This window comes from Mesorhizobium sp. SEMIA396 (genome assembly GCF_024518615.1).
Taxonomy (GTDB): domain Bacteria; phylum Pseudomonadota; class Alphaproteobacteria; order Rhizobiales; family Rhizobiaceae; genus Mesorhizobium.
Genome location: NZ_JANIFC010000023.1, coordinates 19,682 through 38,840, shown reverse-complemented (window position 1 = coordinate 38,840; position 19,159 = coordinate 19,682). Strand labels below are relative to the sequence as shown.

Sequence of the window (19,159 nt, the reverse complement as noted above, 5' to 3'; positions counted from 1 at the left end):
GTGCCGATGGCGGACTGGTCGAACTCAAGGCGGCGGCGGTGCGCAATGCAGCACGCCAGGCCGTCAACATGTCCGGTGTCATCGAGGCACGCACGGTGTCAGGTCAATCCGGCGCCATCGTGCTTGGCGGCGATGAAGGCGCGGTCGAAATCACCGGCACGCTCGACGCTTCGGCCAAGGCCGGCGGCAAGGGCGGCAAGGTCACGGTCACCGGCCGCAAACTGAAGCTCAAAGCCGCCAAGGTCGATGCCTCGGGCAAGGATGGCGGCGGCAGCGTCAGGATCGGCGGTGACAAGCAGGGCAAGGGCACCTTGCAACGCGCGGTCACAATCGAGATCGATGCGAAGACGACAATCAGTGCCGATGCGACCGGCACCGGCGATGGCGGCACGGTCATCGTCTGGTCCGACGAGCAGACAAAGTTCGCGGGCAAGATTTCCGCACGTGGTGGCGATGACGGCGGCAATGGCGGCTTCGCGGAAGTGTCCGGCAAGCAGCGCCTCGACTTCACCGGTGCGGTCGATCTGCGCGCCCGGTTCGGCGATACCGGCGACCTTCTGCTCGACCCCTACAACGTCACCATCTCCAACGCTGCCGGCAACACCGGCGGCAGCATGTCCGCCAACACCAATGACAGCGTCATCAACGTCACCACGCTGCAGAACCTTCTCGCAACCGCCAACGTCACCATCTCGACCGGCAGCGGCGGTTCGCAGGCCGGCGACATCACCATTGCCGCGCCGATCAGCTGGAACACCAACACGCTGACGCTCAGCGCCTTTCATTCCATCGTCTTCAATGCGAACGCCACGATCGGCGGCGTCGGCGGGTTGACGCTGGTCACCAACAATGGCGGCACCGGGGGCACGATTTCCTATGCCTTGGGTGCATCGGCGACCTTCACCGGCACGCCGGGAGCGCAGGCGCTGTCGATCGACGGCCAGAGCTACACGCTGATCTACGATGTCAACGGCCTGCAGGCGATCAACAGCGGCCTGACCGAACGGTATGCGCTGGCCAACAACATCGAGGCCAGTTCCACCTACTATTGGAACAACCTGCTCGGTTTCACCGCGCTGGGCACCGACGGCAACACCAACATCCAGAATGGCGGCAACGGCTTTACCGGCACCTTCGACGGTCTCGGCCATATCATCAACCAGATCTGGGTGCGGCAGATTCCGGCCAACTATGTCGGGCTGTTCGGCTATGTCGGCAGCACCGGCGTGGTGCGCAATGTCGGACTGGTCGACGCCTATATCAGTGGTTCGTACAACACCGGCGCAATTGCCGGCTTTAGCAAGGGTACGATATCGGGGGTTTGGGCAAGCGGCTATCTCGAAGGTGTCGCTGCCGTCGGCGGTCTCGTCGGACGCAATGAGGGCACGATCACCGGTTCGTTTTCGACGAACGCGGTGCGAGGACACGATGGCAGCCAGATCGGAGGCATTGCCGGTTTCAACAGCAGCACGATCAGCCAGGTCCATGCCAGTGGTTCGGTTGTCGGTGGCGACAACATCGGCGGCCTGGTCGGGTTCAATGTCGGCGCCATCAGCGACGGCTATTCCACAGGCGCCGTGCTTGGACTTCTGGGCGCTACCGGCGTTGGCGGCAGCGTCGGCTTTTCCTGGGGCACGGTCACCAATGTCTATTTCGACACCACCACGTCAGGAACGACGACGGGCGTTGCCGGCCAAGGCGCTGCAGGCGTCACCAGCACCGGCCTGACCACGGCACAGCTGCAGGGCGGCGGCGCCACCAGCTTGAGCTCCGCTTTCGTCGGCGGAACCGGCGGTCTCTACCCGTATCTGAACAGTTTCTATCCAAACGGCATCCAGGCGATCTCCGGCATCGCCTACAAGGATGGCGGCATCACACCGCTCTCGTCGGCCACGCGACAGCCCTACTATGCAAAAAATCCCGGTTGGGTCACCGGCGTCTCGAACGGTGTCGACATCGGCACGGTGACCACGGGCGTCAACGGTTACTACTACATCGCCGTGCCGACCGGCTGGATATCGGACAGCGTGCTGGCCTACACCGTTCGCGATTCGCATCCGGACGACAGTTCCGGGGCTCAGAACGGCGTGACATTTCGCACCGGGCTTGCGGGCGGGAATGTCTCCAACCTGAACGTCTATGGCAACTGGCGTCTCGACGAGGCGGACAGTTCGATCACGTCTCTTTCGGCGCTGCAGGACGCCGCTGCAGCGACTGTCGGATCGACCTATGTCGGCAGCCTGTCCTTCGCCAACTGGCAGATCGAAACGGCGGCCACCACCTTCGCGATCGACCGGGCGGTGTCGATCGGCGCCGGCACGCTAGCGCTGTCGTCGAACGGCACGGTCACGCAGACGCACGGGCTGGCGGCGGCATCGCTGCTGCTCGGCGGCGCCGGCGACTTCAACTTGAACAATGGCGGCAACCAGATCGGCACGATCGCGGCCAATGCGGGATCCGTCAGTCTGTTCGACCTGGGTGGCTTTGTCGTCGGCGGCGTCATCAATGCGCGCGGCGTGGTCACGGCTGGTGCCACCACGACCGGCCAGGTCAAGCTTCAGACGACGGGCGACCTGACGATGGCGGTCGGCGCCAAGGTCAGCGGAATCGATCCGGTGCTGTCAGCCATGGGCAGGTTCGTCAACAACCGCGGCAGCGACGCTGTCACCGCAACCAGTGGCCGCTGGCTGATCTATGCGGCAAACCCAACCGGAAACACATTCGGCAATCTCGACAGCGGCAACACGGCGGTCTGGAACACGACGGCCGGCGCCACGGTGAGCGCGACCGGCAACCGCTACGTCTTTAACTATCAGCCGACGCTGACCTTGAAGTCCGAAAATGCGGCCAAGACTTATGGCGATACCGCCATGCCGGCACTGACCTATACGGTGTCGGGCTATCAGGCGGGCGTCACCAATGCCTATCTCGGCGACGCTGCCGCCAATACATTTGGCGGCGCGCCGTCGCTCTCCACCGCCACGCTGTCAGGCAACGAACAAGTCGGCAGCGGGCCCTATGCGATCAGCATCAGCACCGGCAACGTCGCTGCCTCGAACGGCTACGCCCTTGCCTTCAACAGCGCCGGCCTGCTCTCCATCGCCAAGCGTGCGGTGACGGTGATAGCGACATCAGGGCAGGGCAAGACCTATGGCGATGTCGATCCGTCATCCTACGCCTACAGCGTTTCGAGCCTGGGCACCGGCGTGGCGTTGGTCGGCACACTCGGCCGTGATGTCGGCGAGAATGCCGACATGTACGCCATCGGCCAGGGCACGCTGACCAACGGCAACAATTCAAACTATGACATCACCTATGTCGGAGCCGATTTCACCATCGGCAAAAGGGCGGTGACAGTCACCGCCAGCGCCGCCCAGGGCAAGACGTATGGCGATGGCGATCCATCGTCCTATGGCTATACCGTTTCAAATCTCGGCAGCGGCGCATCGCTGCTTGGCGCACTCGATCGCGTGACCGGCGAGAATGCCGGCACCTATGCCATCGGCCAAGGCAATCTCGGCGTGTCGAACGCCAATTACGCCATCACTTATGTCGGCGCCAACTTCACCATCGACAAACGGGCGGTGACCGTTACTGCCAATGCGGGCCTGGGCAAGACCTACGGCAATGCCGATCCATTGTCCTATGGCTACGCCGTTACCGATCTCGGCACCGGCGTCGCCCTTGTCGGCGCTCTCGGTCGGTCAGCCGGCGAGGGCGTCGGAACCTATGCGATCGGCCGCGGCAGCCTCACCGATGCCGCCAATGCGAATTACGACATCAGCTATGTTGGCGCCGGGTTCAGCATCGGCAAACGCGCCGTCACGGTCACGGCGGATAGCGGCTTGAGCAAGACCTATGGTGACAGCGATCCGCTGTCCTACGGCTACACTGTCTCGGATCTGGGCACTGGAACGGCACTTGTCGGCGCACTGGATCGTGCTGCCGGTGAGAATGCCGGCAGCCATGCGATTGGCCGCGGCACGCTCACTGATGCCGCCAACGGCAATTACGACATCAACTATGTCGGCGCGAACTTCAGCATCGGCAAGCGGGCGATCACCGTCACGGCCAATGCCGGTCAAGGCAAGATCTACGGCGACAGCAATCCCTCGTCATTCGGCTACAGCGTTTCGGATCTTGGTAGCGGAGCGCTGCTGGTCGGTGCTCTCGACCGCGCGGCCGGCGAGACTGTCGGCAATTATGCGATCGGCCAGGGCACGCTGACCAACGCTGAGAATAGCAATTATGCCATCAGCTATGTCGGTGCCGGTTTCAGTATTGGCAAGCGTGCAGTAACGGTGACGGCGAATGCCGGCCAGGGCAAATCCTATGGCGATGCCGACCCGTCATCCCTAGGCTATACCGTCTCCGATCTCGGTAGTGGCGCGGCGTTGACCGGTGCTCTCGATCGCGCCGCTGGTGAGACTGTCGGCGGCTATGCAATGGGGCAAGGCGGCATCACCAACGCCGCGAACTCAAACTATGACATCAGCTATGTCGGCGCGGACTTCAGCATCGGCAAGCGGGCCATCACCGTGGTTGCGGATGCGCAGAGCCGGCCACAAGGGACGGCCAATCCGCCACTCACCTACACGGTCGGCGGCTTGGGGCTGGTCAACGGCGACATGTTCGCGGGCGGCCTTTCGACCGAAGCCACCACTGCAAGCATGCCCGGCATTTACGCCATCGAGCAAGGCAGCCTGACCATCTCGGCCAATTACGAGTTGACCTATGTCGGCGCGGACCTGGTGGTGCAGCCTGCCAACGCGGTGCCGCCAACCGAAGCCGCCAGCGTCGTCGTCCACAATGCCGACATGCATGGCGGCGGTCAGCCGCCCCCTATCTTCTTTGCCGGCCAGCCCTCCGATGGCGGGACGCAGACGCTGGTCGAGGATCCGCGCCTGAACGGTCCCGCCCTCTGCCAGGGCATCGGAGACATCGCGTCCGTCTGCACTGTCGCGTCGGTTCAGTAGGCGTTTGCCCCCCATCTCGTATCGGAAAAGCCGGAGCCCCGACAATCGCCGGAGGCGCCGTGCGATCATTGTCAGTCTGCGTCAGCCGTTTGGATAGTAGCCGCCATCGGCGCCGTCGCCGATGTAGAAGCCGCCGCCTGAATCGTCTTGCAGTCGCTGATCCAAGTTCTCAATCTGGCTGAGCAAACCTTGGTATGCGCCGCCGTCAGTGGCCGAGCGATGGATGCTGTCGGCCCTCATCATCAGATCGTGCTCCTGCTCAGGGGTGATCGCCTTGGCCTCCCTTGCCTCGACGATCCCTTGCTTGACGCCCTGCAACTGGTCCAGGACGGCTCTAGCCTCGACAGACATGCGCTGCGGTTCGACCCTGTGGCGGTGTACCGCGTAAGCACTCGATAGCGGCACGGCCGCCAGTAGCGATGCGATTGCTATGATCCTTGGTGTGACATTGCGCATGGTCGCGCCTCCCTTCAACGGGAAAGCGGTGTGGATATCGCTTTCCGGACACGGGCAATCTCCTCCGTCGCGTCGCGGTGATCCTGTCATCGCCGGCGGTTCGTGGCCCGCAATATCCATATAGAGGCGTTCCAATCCCTGGGCTGGCAAGGAACGGAAAGTTGACAGATTGTGATCGCGGAGAGACCCGGCATGTCGTGCTGCCACAGCCCGGCAGCGGGCGTGCTGGCTACATGCGCATCAGCAGGCCGCCATCGACGGCAAGTTCGATGCCGGTGATGTAGCTCGCCGCGTCGGAGAGCAGGAACAGGGCCGCGTTGGCCATGTCCTGCGGCGTGCCGATGCGGCCGAGCGGCGCGTAACTCGCCACGGCCGAACGCTTCTCCTCGGTGTCCCAGCGCGCCTGCAGCGGGGTCAGCGCCATGCCGGGACAGATGGCGTTGGAGCGGATGCGTTCGCCGGCCAACTGCATGGCCAGCGATTTGGACAGCGCGCAGACGCCGGCCTTGGATGCCTGGTAGGCGTCCTGCGGGTTGGCGTCGCCGCGATACCACTGGATGGTCGAGAAATGCACCATGGCGCCGCCGCGTCCGCCCGCGCGCATGTGGGGTACGACCGAGCGCGCCGTGTGTACGAAGGATTTCAAATTGATGTTGAACACCTCGTCCCAGACGTCGAGATCCATCTCGAGGGCCGATTTGTCGCGGCCGAACCACAGCACGCCGGCGACATTGGCGAGATAGTCGATGCCACCGCGCTCGCGGCCCGCCGTGCCGATCGTCTGTTCGACAAAGGCGGCGTCGGTGAGATCGCCCTGCGCGAAGGCGAGCCTGTCGTCATAGGCGGCGAGGGACGCAGGACGCTGCTTGACGTCGATGGCAGTGACAGAGGCACCGGCATCGAGCAGCGCCAGCGTGATCGCCTCGCCCATGCCGCCGCCTGCGCCGGCCACGACCGCATGCCTGCCGGTGAAATCGTAAGCGATCATCTGAACCCCTCGTCTGTTCCTGCCAAAATGCAGATCGAAGGGACAATAGGGGCGGACCAAAATTCCATCAAGCGGTATTAGAAAAAATTTGCCAAAATGGAAAATAGCGATATCGTACCCCAAATGACCTCTCAGCTCGGATGGATTTCAACAGCATGAACCTGCATTCCGGCGCGCGGACCTTTTCCGTGATTTCTCCCGTCGACGGCTCGACCTATACGACGCGCTCTTATGCCGACGGTTCCACCATCGAGGCAGCGCTCACCCGCGCGCGTGCCGCCCTGCCGTCCTGGCGGCGGACGCCGCTGGCCGACAGACTGGCGATCCTGCTGCGCTTTGGTGAGGAGATGAAGGCGCGGGCAACGCCGCTGGCCGAGATGGTGGCCTGGCAGATCGGCCGGCCGCTATGGCAGGCCGACGAGACGCCTCGCCTGGCGCTGGTCGGACAATTGCTTGCCGACATCGCACCGGAAACCCTGGCCAATGTGCCGTATCCTTCGGATGACAACATCCGCCGCTATGCCAAGCCGGTGGCGGGCGGCCTGCATCTGTCGATCTGCGCCTGGAACTATCCCACCGCCATGCTCGGCTATCTCGTGACGTCGCCGCTCGCGGCCGGCAATGTGGTGATCTTCAAGCATTCGCCGCAGACGCCGCTGATTGCCGAACTGGCGGAAGAGGCCTTCCGTGCCGCCGGCGGCCCCGAGGGCGTCTTCCAGAGCTTGCATCTCGACCATGCCGATGCCGAGAAGCTGATTGCGTCCGGCGCCTTCAACGCGGTGAATTTCATCGGTTCGGTCAATGGCGGCCGGAGCGTCCATGCCGCCGCCGCCGGCACCTTCACACAGGTGCATCTCGAACTCGGCGGCAAGGATCCGACCTATATCCGCGCCGATGCCGATCTCGAAGCCACGATCCCGCAGATCGCCGAGGGCACCTATTCCAATGCCGGCCAGTCCTGCTGTTCGGTCGAGCGCATCTATGTCGACCAGGCGATCCATGACCGCTTCGTCGAAGCGCTGGTTGCCGAAACGGCGAAATGGACCATCGGCCATCCCATCGGCGAAAAGCCGATGGTCGGCCCGGTGGTGCGGGCGAGTGCCGCCGACACGATCCGCGATCTCGCCGAACAGGCGGTCCGGGCAGGAGCCCGGCGCCTGATGCCGCGAGACGGAACGCTCAAGGCCTCTGGTCTTGGCGCCGCCTATGTCGCGCCGGAAGTGCTGGTGGGTGTCGATCACAGCATGCGGATCATGCGCGACGAACTGTTCGGGCCGGTGGCCTGCATCCAGTCCGTCGGCAGCGATGACGAGGCGATCGGCCTGATGAACGACAGCGATTTCGGCCTCAGCGCCTCGATCTGGACCACAGATATCGAGCGCGGCGTGGCGCTGCTCGACGAGGTCGAGGCCGGTACCGTCTATCTCAATCGCTGCGACCACGCCGACCTGCATCTACCCTGGGGCGGCATCAAGAATTCCGGCCTCGGCCGCACCAATGGCCGCGCCGGCCTGGCGGAGGCGACAGCGGCCAAGGCCTATCATGTCCGCTCCGTCATCGGCTGATCCGGAGGACGGCCCGGTGAGCGCCGCGAGCCTTGCAGAGCTTGATGAGAGAGCAGTCGCCGCGCTGGCCGCCGCCAGTGTCGAGCGGCTGCGGATCGAGGCGGCGAGCCCCTATCTGCTGATCGCCGAACATGCGGGCAATCTGGTGCCCGCGCCATGGCATGACCTTGGCCTCGCAGCACCCTATCTCGGCACGCATTTCGCCGTCGACATCGGCATCGATGCCTTGACGCGCCGGCTGTCGCAGACATTGCGGGCGCCGGCCGTGGTCGCGCATTATTCGCGGCTGTTCCTCGACTACAACCGGCCTGCCGGCGAATGGGACTTCATGCGCCCGGATCTCGGCGGCATTCCGGTGCCTGGCAATCTCGCGCCCGATGCAGTCGATGTCAGGCTGCGCAAGATGATCGCCTGGGCGCCGGTCGAACAGGCTGTTATCGACGCCGCGGCTGGCCGGCAGGCGCTGATCTCGGTGCATTCCTTCACCCCGGTGATGGGCGGCGTCAGGCGCAATGTCGACATCGGCGTCCTGTGGCGGGAGCAGTCCCCCTTCGTCACCTCGGTGTTGAAAACGCTTGGCGCGCGGGGCGCCGAGGCCGGGTTGAGGATCGGCGACAACGAGCCGTATGACTGGCGTCAGGCAGTTGGCTACACGCTGAACCGGCACGGGTTGGAGCAGGGCAGGCCTTGCCTTTATCTCGAAGTCCGCAACGACCTGCTTTCCGATCCGGAAACATTCGAGCTCGTCAGCCGCACGCTAGAAACCGTATTTGCCACCGTTGCGATGTCGTTATGGCCGAAACCAGCCGTAGCCGTCTAAAGGCTGGACGCCCCCGAGGCGCGCCGCTAGAGCTTGTCGAATTGGAAACACGACAGCCAAGGGCGCGGGTGATGCAGGGCAATGTGGGTAGCAAGATCCGCGATGCGCGCAAGGAGCGGAACATCACGCTGCGCGATCTCAGCGAACGCTCCGGCCTTTCGGTTTCGCAATTGTCGAAACTGGAGAACGGCAAAGCCCGGCTGACGGTCGACGTCGCACTGATGATCGCCGGCGTGCTGCATGTGCCGGTGGCCTCCTTCCTGTTCAGCCCGAAGCCGGGCATGCAGGCGCGGCGCTCGATCACGCGCGCCGGCAGCGGCATCCTGCACCAGGGCAACGCAATGGAATTCGAGGTCCTGTGCAGCGATTTTCGCGACAAGACCAACATTTTCTGGCGTGTCACGCTGCGCGCGAAGAGTTTTGAGGAGAACGGTGGCTGGCGCAGCCATTCGGGCGAGGAGTTCATCCACGTGCTGAGCGGCAGCCTGGAACTGCACACGATCCATTATGATCCAACCGTGCTGCAGCCGGGCGACAGCATCCTGTTCGATGGCGAAATGCAGCACGCCTATATCGCGCTGGGCGAAGAGCAGGTGATCATGCTGATGTCGAACACAGTGCCGCGCGACGGGCTGCCGGCCGGCGCCGGGGTCTGATCCCGGCCTGACTGGAATCCGGGCCCGAAAGTTTGGGGCCTCTCAAGAATATTTTCTAAAATGGAAAAAAATACTTGTTATGGAAAAGTCCGGGGTCTAGCATCCTGTTCACCGGCCGACAGGAGAAATAGCCATCGGCCGGATGGGAGATGGAACCGATGCTGTCGGTTGAGGCAGTCAGCAAGACCTTTGGCGGCGTGCAGGCGTTGCGCAGTGCCTCGCTGGCCTGCGAGGCCGGCGAAATCCTCGGCCTGATCGGCCCCAATGGCGCCGGCAAATCCACTCTGGTCAACGCCATCTCCGGCGTGCTCAAGCCGGACACCGGCAGTGTGAGGCTGGCGGGCAAGGAGATCACCGGCCACGGTCCTGAGCATTGCGCGCGGGCCGGCGTCGCGCGTACGTTCCAGACCATCCGGCTGTTCAAGGATTTGACCGTCCGGCAGAATGTCGAGGTCGCCCATATCACCTGCCAGGCGGTTCGGCCGGAAGCGGCGGCACGCATCGGCGTCGATCAACTGCTTGCGCAATATCAGCTGGATGGCTTCGCCGACGTTCCGGCCGGCACGCTGTCCTATGGCAGCCAGCGTCGGCTCGAAATCGCCCGCGCGCTGGCGTTGGGCCCATCGTTGCTGCTGCTCGACGAGCCGGCGGCCGGCCTCAACGAAGGCGAGTCCGAGACATTGGCGGTAGCGATCGAGGGCATTCGCAGGGATGTCGGCTGCGCGACCATCGTCATCGATCACGATTTGCGATTCATCAACCGGCTTTGCGACCGGCTCTGCGTCATGGATCAGGGCCAGGTGATCGCGTCCGGGCAAACCGAAGCGGTGTGGCGCGATCCGCGCGTCATCGAGGTTTATGTCGGGCAGTCCGAGACATCGTGACGGCGCCCTAAGCGCCAACAACAAGGGAGAAGGAGGGGTCAAATGGAGAAGATGATTTTGGGGGCCGCGGTCGTGGCGGCGGGGCTTTTGCAGGTGACGCATGCCGGTGCCGCCGATCTGAAGATCGGGCTCGCGGTGGCAATGACCGGCACCTACGCACCCTACAGCGAGGCCGAAGGGGCGCGCTGCATGGCCGACAAATTGAACAAGGCCGCAGGCGCCGGCGATCCCAAGGTCGAGCTGATGATCGAGGACAACCGCTCCGATCCGCAGCTTTCGGTGTCGCTCGGCCAGAAATTCCTCGATGCCGGCGCCCAGGTCATCACCGGCGTGCCGTTCCCGGATGCGCTGATCCCGACAGCGCAGATCGCCGCGCCCTATGGTGCCACTGTATTCTCGGCGCCGAACACGCAGCTTGAGATGCAGCAGGCCGGCCTCGACAATTTCATTGCCGGCGCGGTGCCGGATCCGATCAATGCGGCAGCGACCGCCAATGCGCTCTACGGCAAGGGCGCGCGTACCGTGGCGCTGATGGTCTCGCCCGATGCAGGCTCTTATTCCGAAAAGCTGCCGGAATGGTTCGGCGAGGTGTTCGAGCATCTCGGCGGCAAGGTCGTCTCCAAGCTCAACTATTCCTGGGGCACATCAGACTGGTCGCCGCAGATCGCTAGCATCAAGGCGTTGCCGCAGAAGCCGGACGCCATCCACATCTGCGGCGTGCTGCCCGATGTCGGCATTTTCATCCGCCAGCTGCGCGCCAATGGCTATGACGGTTGGGTGGCCGGCTGCGATGCCTTCGACGACAAGTCGCTGGAAGGCACCGTGGGTGATCCGGCATCGCTGGAGAAGGTGATGTTCGCCACCCATGGCGCGACCGGCGTCGACAGCCCGATCGACAAGTTCCTGGCCCAGTGCAAGGCCGACGGCTACAAGATCAACGGCATCTTCGACGCGCTTGGCGCCGACATGGTGCAGATCAGCTACGAGGCGGCGAAGAAGTCCGGCACGGTCGAGCCCGCCGCCTTGCGCGAGGCGATCCGCGCGCCGGGCGGCTATCCCGGCACCACGGCGCCGGTCATATCCTTCGCCGAGAAGAAGGGTTATCCGGTCAAGGCCGTGCCGGTGATGGGGTTTGCGAACGGCAAGCGGGTGCTGATCACCGACACGCCGCCGACCTTCGTTCCGGCGCTGAACTGACGGGCAGCGAGCGATGACGGATCGAGACTTCGGTGCAGACCTCGTCGTGCTGAGCGTCGACAATCTGGTCGTCCGCTACGGCGCGGTGAGCGCGGTGCGCGACCTCAGCTTGAAGGTCGGGCGGGGCGAACTCGTCGCCCTGCTCGGCCCCAACGGCGCCGGCAAGAGCTCGACCATCAACGCGCTGACCGGCCTGGTCACGCCGGTTTCCGGCCGCGTCGTTCTCGACGGCCAGGACATTTCGCGTGTCCGCACCGAGGACCGCATTCGCGCCGGCCTGACCTCCACCCCCGAAGGCCGGCACATCTTCGCCAATCTGACGGTCGGCGAGAACCTTCGGCTTGGCGCGGCGATACGGCGCGATCCCAAGGGCGTGCGCCAGGACATCGAGCGCTTCCTGGCCTTGTTTCCGGTGCTTTCCGAACGCTACGGGCAGGCGGCCGGCACGCTATCGGGTGGCGAGCAGCAGATGTTGGCCATCGCCAGATCGCTGATGTCGCGGCCGAAGCTTTTGCTGCTCGACGAGCCGTCGCTGGGACTGGCGCCGAAGATCGTCGTGCAGATCTTCGATTTCATCGGCGAGCTGAAGGCGGAAGGGCTGACGCTGCTGGTGGTCGAGCAGAACGCCAGGCAGGCATTGCGCTTCGCCGACCGCGTCTATGTCGTCAGCGCCGGCACGCTTCGCCACAGCGGGCCGCCATCCAGCCTTGCCGACGAACACGGTCTCTTCAACCTCTATATCGGCGGGTAGGCGGCGACATGGATTATGCCTTGCAGCAGCTTCTCAATGCGCTGGCTTTCGGTGCGGAATATTCGCTGGTCGCGCTCGGCCTCGCGGTGGTGTTCTCGATCATGGGCCTGGTCAATTTCGCGCATGGGGAGATCATCGGCGTCTCCGCCTACAGCGTGTTCCTGGCGGCGGCGCTCGGACTGACTTCGCCTATCGTCGCGGTGCTGCTTGCTGTCGCTGCCGCCGCACTTGCGGCCATCGCCTTCGAGCGGGTGGCGTTCCGGCCGGTGCGCTATGCGCCGACGACGACCGGGCTGCTGACCGCCTTCGGCGTCTCGATCGTCGTGCAGAACCTGTTCATGCTGCTGATCTCGCCAAAGCCGCAGTCGGTCTCGATCCTCAACGGGCTGAACCAGATGTGGTTCTTCGGCCCCTTTGCGGTGTCGTCGCTGCAGGTGATGGAGCTTATCGTCTCGGGCCTGACCATTCTCGCCTTGGTGCTGTTCCTCAACCGTTCGACGCTCGGCCTCGCCATCCGCGCGGCGTCGCGCGATTTCGCCACGGTGCGGCTGATGGGTATCAAGGCGAACCGGGTGATCGCCACGGCCTTCGCCGTCTCCGGCGCACTGGCCGGCATCGCCGCCGTCTTCATCATCGCGCGGCGCGGCAGCGTCTCGCCCGATCTCGGCTTCAGCCTGGTGCTGAAGGCGTTCGTCGCCTGCGTGATCGGCGGCTTCGGCTCGCTGGCGGGCGCTGCGGCCGGCGGCATGCTGCTCGGCTTCATCGAGGTCGGCCTGCTGGTTGCGTTGCCGCAGGAGTATGGAGGCTTCAAGGACGCGCTCACCTACGGGATCATCGTCGCGCTGCTTGTCTACCGGCCAGAAGGCCTGCTCGGCCAGCGGGTCGAACTCGGCGACAAGGAGATTTGACGTTGTCGCAGGCAATCGAAGAGACCGCATCTCCGTCTACTGCTGTCGCACAATCCCGCGCTGCGCTGACGCGCTCGCTGATCGGTGGGCTGGTAACGTCGGTGCCGGTGCTGGTGGTCGGGCTGCTGATCCTGAATTTCGCGCCGACCTACTACACCTATCTGGCGCTCGGCGCCTTCGTGAACCTGATCGTCGTCGTCGGCCTTCAGGTGTTCATGGGCAACAGCAACATCGCCAATCTCGGCCACAGTGCCTTTGTCGGCCTCGGCGCCTATGGCGTCGCCATCCTGTCGACGCCACTGGCCATGAAGAAACTGTCGATCCCCCATGCGCCGTTCGGCTTCGCCACATTGCAGCTCGATCCGGTGTCGTCGGCGCTCATCGCGCTCATCATGGTCGGCATCGTCGCCGCCGTCAGCGGAAAGGTGATCAGCCGCCTGTCGGGTGTCGCCGCGACCATCGTCAGCCTGGCGCTGCTGATCATCGTCCATTCGGTGTTTCTCAACTGGACCAATCTGTTCAAAGGCAACCAGGCCTTCTTCGGCATCCCGAAGGTGGTCGGCTTGCCCTGGATGATGGTGTTCTCGGTGGTGGTGATCGTGCTGGCGCGGCTGTTCAAGGACAGCCGCTGGGGCCTGCAGCTCCGCGCCAGCGCCCAGAGCCCGCAGGCCGCCGCAGCACTCGGCATCGACGCCCGACGCCTGCGGCTGATGTCGTGGGTGCTGTCGGCGCTGATCTGCGGCCTCGCCGGTGTGCTCTACGCCTATTTTGCCGGCACGATCAGTCCCAAGCTTTTCTACTTCCAGATGATCTTCAACACGCTGGCGATGCTGATCCTGGGCGGCATGGCGACGGTGACCGGCGCGGTGACCGGCGTGATCGTGCTTTCGGTCGGGCTGGAATTCATCCGCAGCATCGAATCCGGCGTGACGATCGCCGGCCTCCAGCTGCCGCAGCTGCTCGGGCTGTCGGGTGTGGCGCTCGGCGTCGTCATCGTGCTTTGCATGGCCTTCCGGCCAAGCGGCATCAGCGGCCGTTATGAGCTCGACGAATTGTTGTCGCGATTTTTCAGGCGCAACGCGAAATAGCGTAGCGTCTGTCCGTTTCTTCTAACGCAATTCCGGACGGAAAACCGTTTCACACTTTTCCTGGAATTGCTCCGAGTTTTCCTGGTGGAGGTTTGAAGTGGAATTTGAGGACAAGGCCGCGGCCTACAAGCCCAGGCTCGAAGCGCTGCAGAGCAAGCTGGCGGCCGACGGCGTCGAATTCATCGAGATCCATACGGTCGACACATCAGGGGCGTTCCGCTCCAAGATCGCACCGCTGAAGCTCTCTACCTATGGCGAATCCATCAACGCCATCCTCTATTGCGTTACCCATGGCGACGGCCAACCGATGGGTGATGTTGCCTTCGCCTCGCCGAGCGCCAATGAGGACAACGGCTTTCCAAATATCAAGGGGATCATCGATCCGGCGACGGTCGTCCAGCACGGCTGGAAGCCGAAATTCGCCTCCGCCATCACCAGCTCCTACATGCTCGACGGCGCGGTCTGTCCGTTCGATCCGCGCGGCGTGCTGGCCCGCGTCGAAGAACGCGCCAGGGCGCTCGGCTACGAGCCGATGATCGCGCTCGAATACGAGTTCGGCATCTTCCATGCCGACCACGATCTGATGCGCGCCGGGCGCTACCGCGAGCTGAAGCCCTGGGGCCATTCGCTGATCAACTATGATCTGGTGCGCAGCGGCGAATATCAGGATTTTGCCGCCGAATTCATCACCCGCATGAAGAGCATCGGCATCGGGGTGGCCTCGCTGGTCACCGAATATGGCTACGGAATGTATGAATATGCGCTGACACCGAAATCGGCACTGCAGGCAGCCGACGACGCCATGCGTGCCAAGCTGCATCTGCGCGAGCTGTGCGCCGAGCGTGGCCTGGTCGCCACCTTCATGACGCGCTTCCAGCCGCCGGGCAAGGAAAGCGCCTGCGGCGCGCATCACCATGTCAGCCTGTGGCGCGACGGCAAGCCGGCCTTCGCCGCCGGCCCGAACCGGCTGACGCCGGTTGCGGAAAAGTTCCTTGCCGGCGTGCTCCACCGGATGCAGGAAACACATCTGTTGTTTCGGCCGACGGTCAATTCCTACCGCCGCTTCGATCGTGGCGCCTGGTCGCCGGAGGACGTCGCGTGGGGTTTCGAGAACCGCACAGCACCCGTCCGCGCCATCACCACGCCGAATGACGGCGCCTGCCGGCTGGAGCATCGCGCGCCGGGCGCCGACATCAATCCCTATCTGTCGATCGCCGCGATCCTGGCGGCTGGCTGCGAGGGCATCGAGAAAGATCTGCCGCTCGAAGCGCCGGTGACGTCGAACCTGGCCAATCTCGACAAGCCGAAACTGCCGCGTACGCTCAATTCTTCGATCGAGGCCTTCGCCGCATCGGATTTCTGCGCGGATGCGTTTGGTGAGGCCTTTCGCGACAATTATGCCGAGAGCCGGCGAGCCGAGCAGGCGGCATTCGACGCCTGGCAGGCGTCGCACATCACCGACTTCGAGTGGCAGCGCTATTTCGTCAGCTGATCATGCCAGGGCGTTCCAGCGTAAATCTACACGCTTTGCGACACCGGAGAAATCAAGGCGTTATCGGAGATACGCTCCAGGCGTACGAAGGCCGTCAGCGGCAGGTGGTCGGAGGCAACGCGCGAAAGCGGCGTGTCATGCGCGTTAATGGCGGCAATCATGCCGTGCCTGTTGGCCATGATCCGGTCGAGCGCCAGCAGCGGCAGGTTCGACGGGAAGGTGGGGACCGCCGGCGGCTGCGGGCCGAACGTTGCATGCAGCGTGTTGAGAGCGGAGCGGTTGCCAAGCCGCCATTCGTTGAGGTCGCCGAGCAGCAAGGTCGGTCTTTCGTCCGGGCTGTTCATCAGGTCGAGCACGACGCGCGCCTGCTGGGAGCGCGAGCGGCGCAGCAGGCCGAGATGGGCGGCGATGATGCGCAGCGTCTGGCTTCCATCGAGGTCGATCTCCGCCACCACCGCGCCGCGCGGCTCCAGTCCCGGAAGCTTGATCTGGTGCACGTCGCGAACGACGCCCTTCTTGAACAGCAAGACGTTGCCATGCCAGCCATGGCCCTTGCCTGTGGCCGAAATCGGCACCGGAACCAGGCCGGTTTCCCGTTCGAGCCGGGGCAGGTCGAGAAGCCCATTACGGTCGCCGAAGCGATTGTCGGCTTCCTGCAGCGCGATGAGATCCGGATCGATTTCGCGGATGACGCGGATGGTCCGTTCCGGGTCGAATTTCCTGTCGACGCCGATGCATTTGTGGACATTGTAGGAGGCAACCAGCGTGCCGGTGGTGGCTGTCGTCTTGAGTGCGGCGGCATTCGCTTTCTGCATCCGGCGGTCACGAAGGGACAGAAGCATGCTTGCCGGGAGGCTGCGTCCAATTCTGTGCATCTCTGTGCTGCTCGTCCTCGCTGGCATCAATTCAGAAGCCGGATACAGTGAAAATAGGCAATTTCCGCGTATGTTCCATGACGGACGAGTTCCTCAAGCGCACCTCCGCCTTAGAGATAGGGTGAACCGAGCCACAATACCCGGTCGAACAGCCTGATAAGAAACGGCCGGGCTCGCAAAGCTTCCAGCGTCACCGGCACGGCGGAGGCGATCGCCGACCCGATCCGCGCCTCGATCTCGCTGGCAAAGCCGGCATCGAGCACCTCCAGGTCGATCTCGAAATTCAGCCGCAGCGATCGGGCGTCTAGATTGGAAGAGCCGACATAGGCCCACACGCCGTCGATCGAAAGCAGCTTCGAATGGTCGAACGGTCCCTCGGTGCGCCAGACACGGCAATAGTGTTTGAGCACCTGATCGAACTGCGCCATCATCGCGCGGTCGACGAGGAAAAGATTGTTCACCGCCGGCACCACGATGTCGATTTCGACCCCGCGCCTGCCGGCGGTGATCAGCGCGCTGATCAGTTCCCGATCCGGCAGGAAATAGGGCGACATCACGCGTATAGACTTGCGGGCGACCGAGAATGCACCGATCAGCAGCTTGTGGTTGGTCTCGTTGCTGGCATCCGGGCCGGAAGCGACCGCCCGCACCATCATCGGTGCGCCTGGCGACGGCGCCAGCGGGGCGATGCGCCAGGCGTCGCCTTTCAGCGCCTCGTTGGTGGCGAAGCGCCAGTCCTCGGCGGCGACCGAAAAGAGGTCGGCGACGATCGGACCGGTCACCCGGAAATGCGTGTCCCTGGCGCTGTTGGAGCCGGCGAATTCGGCGGAGAAGCCTTTTCGGATGTTCATGCCCCCGGTGAAGGCGGCGATGCCGTCGACCACCAGGATCTTCCGGTGGGTCCTCAGATTGGCGTAGGGCAGGCGCAGGCCCATGACGATGTTGCCGTTGAAGACATCGGCGGGGATGTTGGCCTCGCGCAAATGCCCCAGGATGCTCGGCACCGAGTAGCGGGCGCCGACGGCATCGATCAGCACGCGGACGGTGACGCCGCGGTGGACGGCGCCGGCAAGCGCCTGGACGAAGAGCAGGCCGACGGCGTCATTGTCGAAAATATAGGTCTCGAGCAGGACGCTGCGCTCGGCACCATCGATGGCCGCGCACATGGCGGCATAGGCCTCGTCGCCGGTCTCCAGCACATCGATTGCATTTCCAGGATTGAGCGCGCGCCGCGCCACCCTGTCGCCCAATGTCCGCAAGCCCGTGAATCGTTGCCCGTAGCGCTCGACGATCAGGGCCTCTTCGACAGCGACGTCGCGCTCGTGCTTGGCGGACATCGCGCCATCGGCAAACGGGCGCTGGGCGGTGATCGTGGCGCGGCGAATGCGGTTGATGCCGGCGACGGCATAGATCAGCACGCCGAGGATCGGGGACAGCACCATCACGCCGACCCAGCCGGTGGCGGCGCGGACATCTTCCTTGGTCATGACGGCATGGACGATGCCGACCGTCGCCATCACCACGGAGATGATCGCCAGAATTTGCGGCCAGTGAGTCGCCAGGGTCGCCAACATGCCGAGACTATCCAGCGAGCGGTTGCAGAAGGCAATGCAGCCGCTCGTGCCGTGCATTCGGTGGATGGTGGCATGCGGCCCTGGCTGAAGAGTTCGACCGGCCGCAGAGATCGATGGGTTGAAGCACCCCGATAGATCCTGTCAGAAGGACAAACCTGACCCAGGGGAAGCATAAAGCCTGGCATCGTCCTGTTCTTCCCAGGCCCACCGAAGCCTCTTATGCTTTGGTACCACCTCTATTGTATATCAGGAGGAATGAATTTAGTTATATAAACACTTTGATTGATGGCGAGGGGGGCGCTGAATGATGAAATTCAACTTCGATGGACCTCCCGGCGATGACGCAGTTGCCGACACGTCGGCAGAATGCCAACGCCAATTGCTGCCTCTCGTCCGTGAGATCGTTCAGGCAGCGGTCGCTGCCGGGTGGAGCGAGGAGGACGTTCTTCTGGGGTTTGTGGAACTTACATGGGATTTGTACGAGAATCGTCGCGACGATCTGCAATGACCGGCAGCCGATCGGGTAGCTCTACATTGCCTTGAAGGGCTGCTGAATTGGTCGAATTACCCAGACCTGAAGCAGGGCTCCGAACTCAGGCCAACCAGAGGCCTCGCGGCAGCGGGCTCGGTGTTGGCACTTTTGCGCTGGCAGCTTTCACGATAGGAATTTTTTCTTGACTCGGTGACCTCAGCTAAGGTATAAATTTGTGCATGGTGCTGATTTGCGCCAGTGACCCGCCGAACAGGCGGGTTTTTCGTTTGATGCTCCGTCAGCCTATGCGCCGGCGAAGGTTCCGAAATGGTCCAGTCCTTGCCTTGTTGACTGGTCCGTCTTCTTATCCCGAACAAAATTTTTTCTTTGCGTACGGATGTTATTCACACTCCGCGCCATGTGCGTTACGTTGGATCCGGGTCGGGCTAAGGGGGAT

Annotated in this window: 15 protein-coding genes; 11 read left to right on the top strand and 4 right to left on the bottom strand. The window is 63.6% G+C overall.

All coding sequences use genetic code 11. From position 1 onward, the window contains the following. Nucleotides 1-4,976 (top strand): S-layer family protein (locus tag NP503_RS32585; protein ID WP_306256521.1); only part of this gene is annotated, 4,976 nt, incomplete at its 5' end. A gap of 81 nt (nucleotides 4,977-5,057) precedes the next feature. Here the strand turns inward: NP503_RS32585 and NP503_RS32580 are convergent. Together NP503_RS32580 and NP503_RS32575 are read right to left on the bottom strand one after the other, a co-directional pair. After that, entirely contained in the window at nucleotides 5,058-5,432 is a 375-nt protein-coding gene (locus NP503_RS32580; protein WP_127270038.1) for a hypothetical protein, read from the bottom strand. Nucleotides 5,433-5,661: 229 nt separating this feature from the next. Continuing rightward, nucleotides 5,662-6,420: an SDR family NAD(P)-dependent oxidoreductase gene (locus NP503_RS32575; protein WP_127270039.1), complete on the bottom strand. Its 759-nt coding sequence runs from the start codon at nucleotides 6,418-6,420 to the stop codon at nucleotides 5,662-5,664. 155 nt (nucleotides 6,421-6,575) lie between these two features. On the opposite strand from NP503_RS32575, the gene NP503_RS32570 reads away from it, so the two are divergent. The 9 genes from NP503_RS32570 (at nucleotide 6,576) to NP503_RS32530 (ending at nucleotide 15,781) form a co-directional block, all read left to right on the top strand. Beyond that, a complete protein-coding gene (locus tag NP503_RS32570) occupies nucleotides 6,576-7,985 on the top strand; it encodes an aldehyde dehydrogenase family protein (protein ID WP_127272457.1) in 1,410 nt (469 codons plus the stop codon). A 16-nt stretch (nucleotides 7,986-8,001) separates the two neighbouring features. Continuing rightward, nucleotides 8,002-8,805 (top strand): N-formylglutamate amidohydrolase, encoded by an 804-nt coding sequence (locus NP503_RS32565; RefSeq protein ID WP_164748798.1) that lies wholly within the window; start codon nucleotides 8,002-8,004, stop codon nucleotides 8,803-8,805. A 71-nt stretch (nucleotides 8,806-8,876) separates the two neighbouring features. Further along, on the top strand, nucleotides 8,877-9,461 hold the full coding sequence (locus NP503_RS32560) for a helix-turn-helix domain-containing protein (protein WP_127269568.1): 585 nt from the start codon (nucleotides 8,877-8,879) through the stop codon (nucleotides 9,459-9,461). A gap of 149 nt (nucleotides 9,462-9,610) precedes the next feature. After that, entirely contained in the window at nucleotides 9,611-10,345 is a 735-nt protein-coding gene (locus NP503_RS32555; RefSeq protein WP_245456824.1) for an ABC transporter ATP-binding protein, read from the top strand. Nucleotides 10,346-10,387: 42 nt separating this feature from the next. Then, complete coding sequence (locus NP503_RS32550; RefSeq protein WP_127269566.1) at nucleotides 10,388-11,542, top strand: ABC transporter substrate-binding protein; 1,155 nt, start codon at nucleotides 10,388-10,390, stop codon at nucleotides 11,540-11,542. Nucleotides 11,543-11,588: 46 nt separating this feature from the next. Next, the gene (locus NP503_RS32545) at nucleotides 11,589-12,293 is read left to right on the top strand and encodes an ABC transporter ATP-binding protein (protein ID WP_127273337.1); all 705 of its coding nucleotides are present in this window, start codon (nucleotides 11,589-11,591) and stop codon (nucleotides 12,291-12,293) included. 8 nt (nucleotides 12,294-12,301) lie between these two features. After that, nucleotides 12,302-13,201, top strand: a complete 900-nt coding sequence (locus NP503_RS32540; protein WP_127273335.1) for a branched-chain amino acid ABC transporter permease — start codon at nucleotides 12,302-12,304, stop codon at nucleotides 13,199-13,201. Between the two features lie 2 nt (nucleotides 13,202-13,203). Further along, nucleotides 13,204-14,289: a branched-chain amino acid ABC transporter permease gene (locus tag NP503_RS32535; protein WP_127271221.1), complete on the top strand. Its 1,086-nt coding sequence runs from the start codon at nucleotides 13,204-13,206 to the stop codon at nucleotides 14,287-14,289. A 97-nt stretch (nucleotides 14,290-14,386) separates the two neighbouring features. Continuing rightward, nucleotides 14,387-15,781 carry a glutamine synthetase family protein gene (locus NP503_RS32530; RefSeq protein ID WP_127271956.1) on the top strand — a complete coding sequence of 465 codons (1,395 nt, stop codon included), beginning with the start codon at nucleotides 14,387-14,389 and terminating at the stop codon, nucleotides 15,779-15,781. Nucleotides 15,782-15,807: 26 nt separating this feature from the next. Here NP503_RS32530 and NP503_RS32525 read toward each other — a convergent pair whose 3' ends face one another. Then, nucleotides 15,808-16,656: an endonuclease/exonuclease/phosphatase family protein gene (locus NP503_RS32525; RefSeq protein ID WP_127271470.1), complete on the bottom strand. Its 849-nt coding sequence runs from the start codon at nucleotides 16,654-16,656 to the stop codon at nucleotides 15,808-15,810. Nucleotides 16,657-16,766: 110 nt separating this feature from the next. After that, the gene (locus NP503_RS32520; RefSeq protein WP_127271959.1) at nucleotides 16,767-18,230 is read right to left on the bottom strand and encodes a phosphatidylserine/phosphatidylglycerophosphate/cardiolipin synthase family protein; all 1,464 of its coding nucleotides are present in this window, start codon (nucleotides 18,228-18,230) and stop codon (nucleotides 16,767-16,769) included. A 304-nt stretch (nucleotides 18,231-18,534) separates the two neighbouring features. Between NP503_RS32520 and NP503_RS32515 the strand changes: the two genes are divergently transcribed. Then, nucleotides 18,535-18,738 (top strand): hypothetical protein, encoded by a 204-nt coding sequence (locus tag NP503_RS32515; protein ID WP_164749109.1) that lies wholly within the window; start codon nucleotides 18,535-18,537, stop codon nucleotides 18,736-18,738. Nucleotides 18,739-19,159 lie beyond the last annotated feature (421 nt).

Coding starts and splice junctions, on each gene's coding strand:
- NP503_RS32580 (WP_127270038.1), bottom strand. CDS start 5,432: ATGCGCAATGTCACACCAAGGATCATAGCAATCGCATCGCTACTGGCG.
- NP503_RS32575 (WP_127270039.1), bottom strand. CDS start 6,420: ATGATCGCTTACGATTTCACCGGCAGGCATGCGGTCGTGGCCGGCGCA.
- NP503_RS32570 (WP_127272457.1), top strand. CDS start 6,576: ATGAACCTGCATTCCGGCGCGCGGACCTTTTCCGTGATTTCTCCCGTC.
- NP503_RS32560 (WP_127269568.1), top strand. CDS start 8,877: ATGCAGGGCAATGTGGGTAGCAAGATCCGCGATGCGCGCAAGGAGCGG.
- NP503_RS32555 (WP_245456824.1), top strand. CDS start 9,611: ATGGAACCGATGCTGTCGGTTGAGGCAGTCAGCAAGACCTTTGGCGGC.
- NP503_RS32550 (WP_127269566.1), top strand. CDS start 10,388: ATGGAGAAGATGATTTTGGGGGCCGCGGTCGTGGCGGCGGGGCTTTTG.
- NP503_RS32540 (WP_127273335.1), top strand. CDS start 12,302: ATGGATTATGCCTTGCAGCAGCTTCTCAATGCGCTGGCTTTCGGTGCG.
- NP503_RS32525 (WP_127271470.1), bottom strand. CDS start 16,656: ATGCACAGAATTGGACGCAGCCTCCCGGCAAGCATGCTTCTGTCCCTT.
- NP503_RS32520 (WP_127271959.1), bottom strand. CDS start 18,230: ATGTTGGCGACCCTGGCGACTCACTGGCCGCAAATTCTGGCGATCATC.
- NP503_RS32515 (WP_164749109.1), top strand. CDS start 18,535: ATGATGAAATTCAACTTCGATGGACCTCCCGGCGATGACGCAGTTGCC.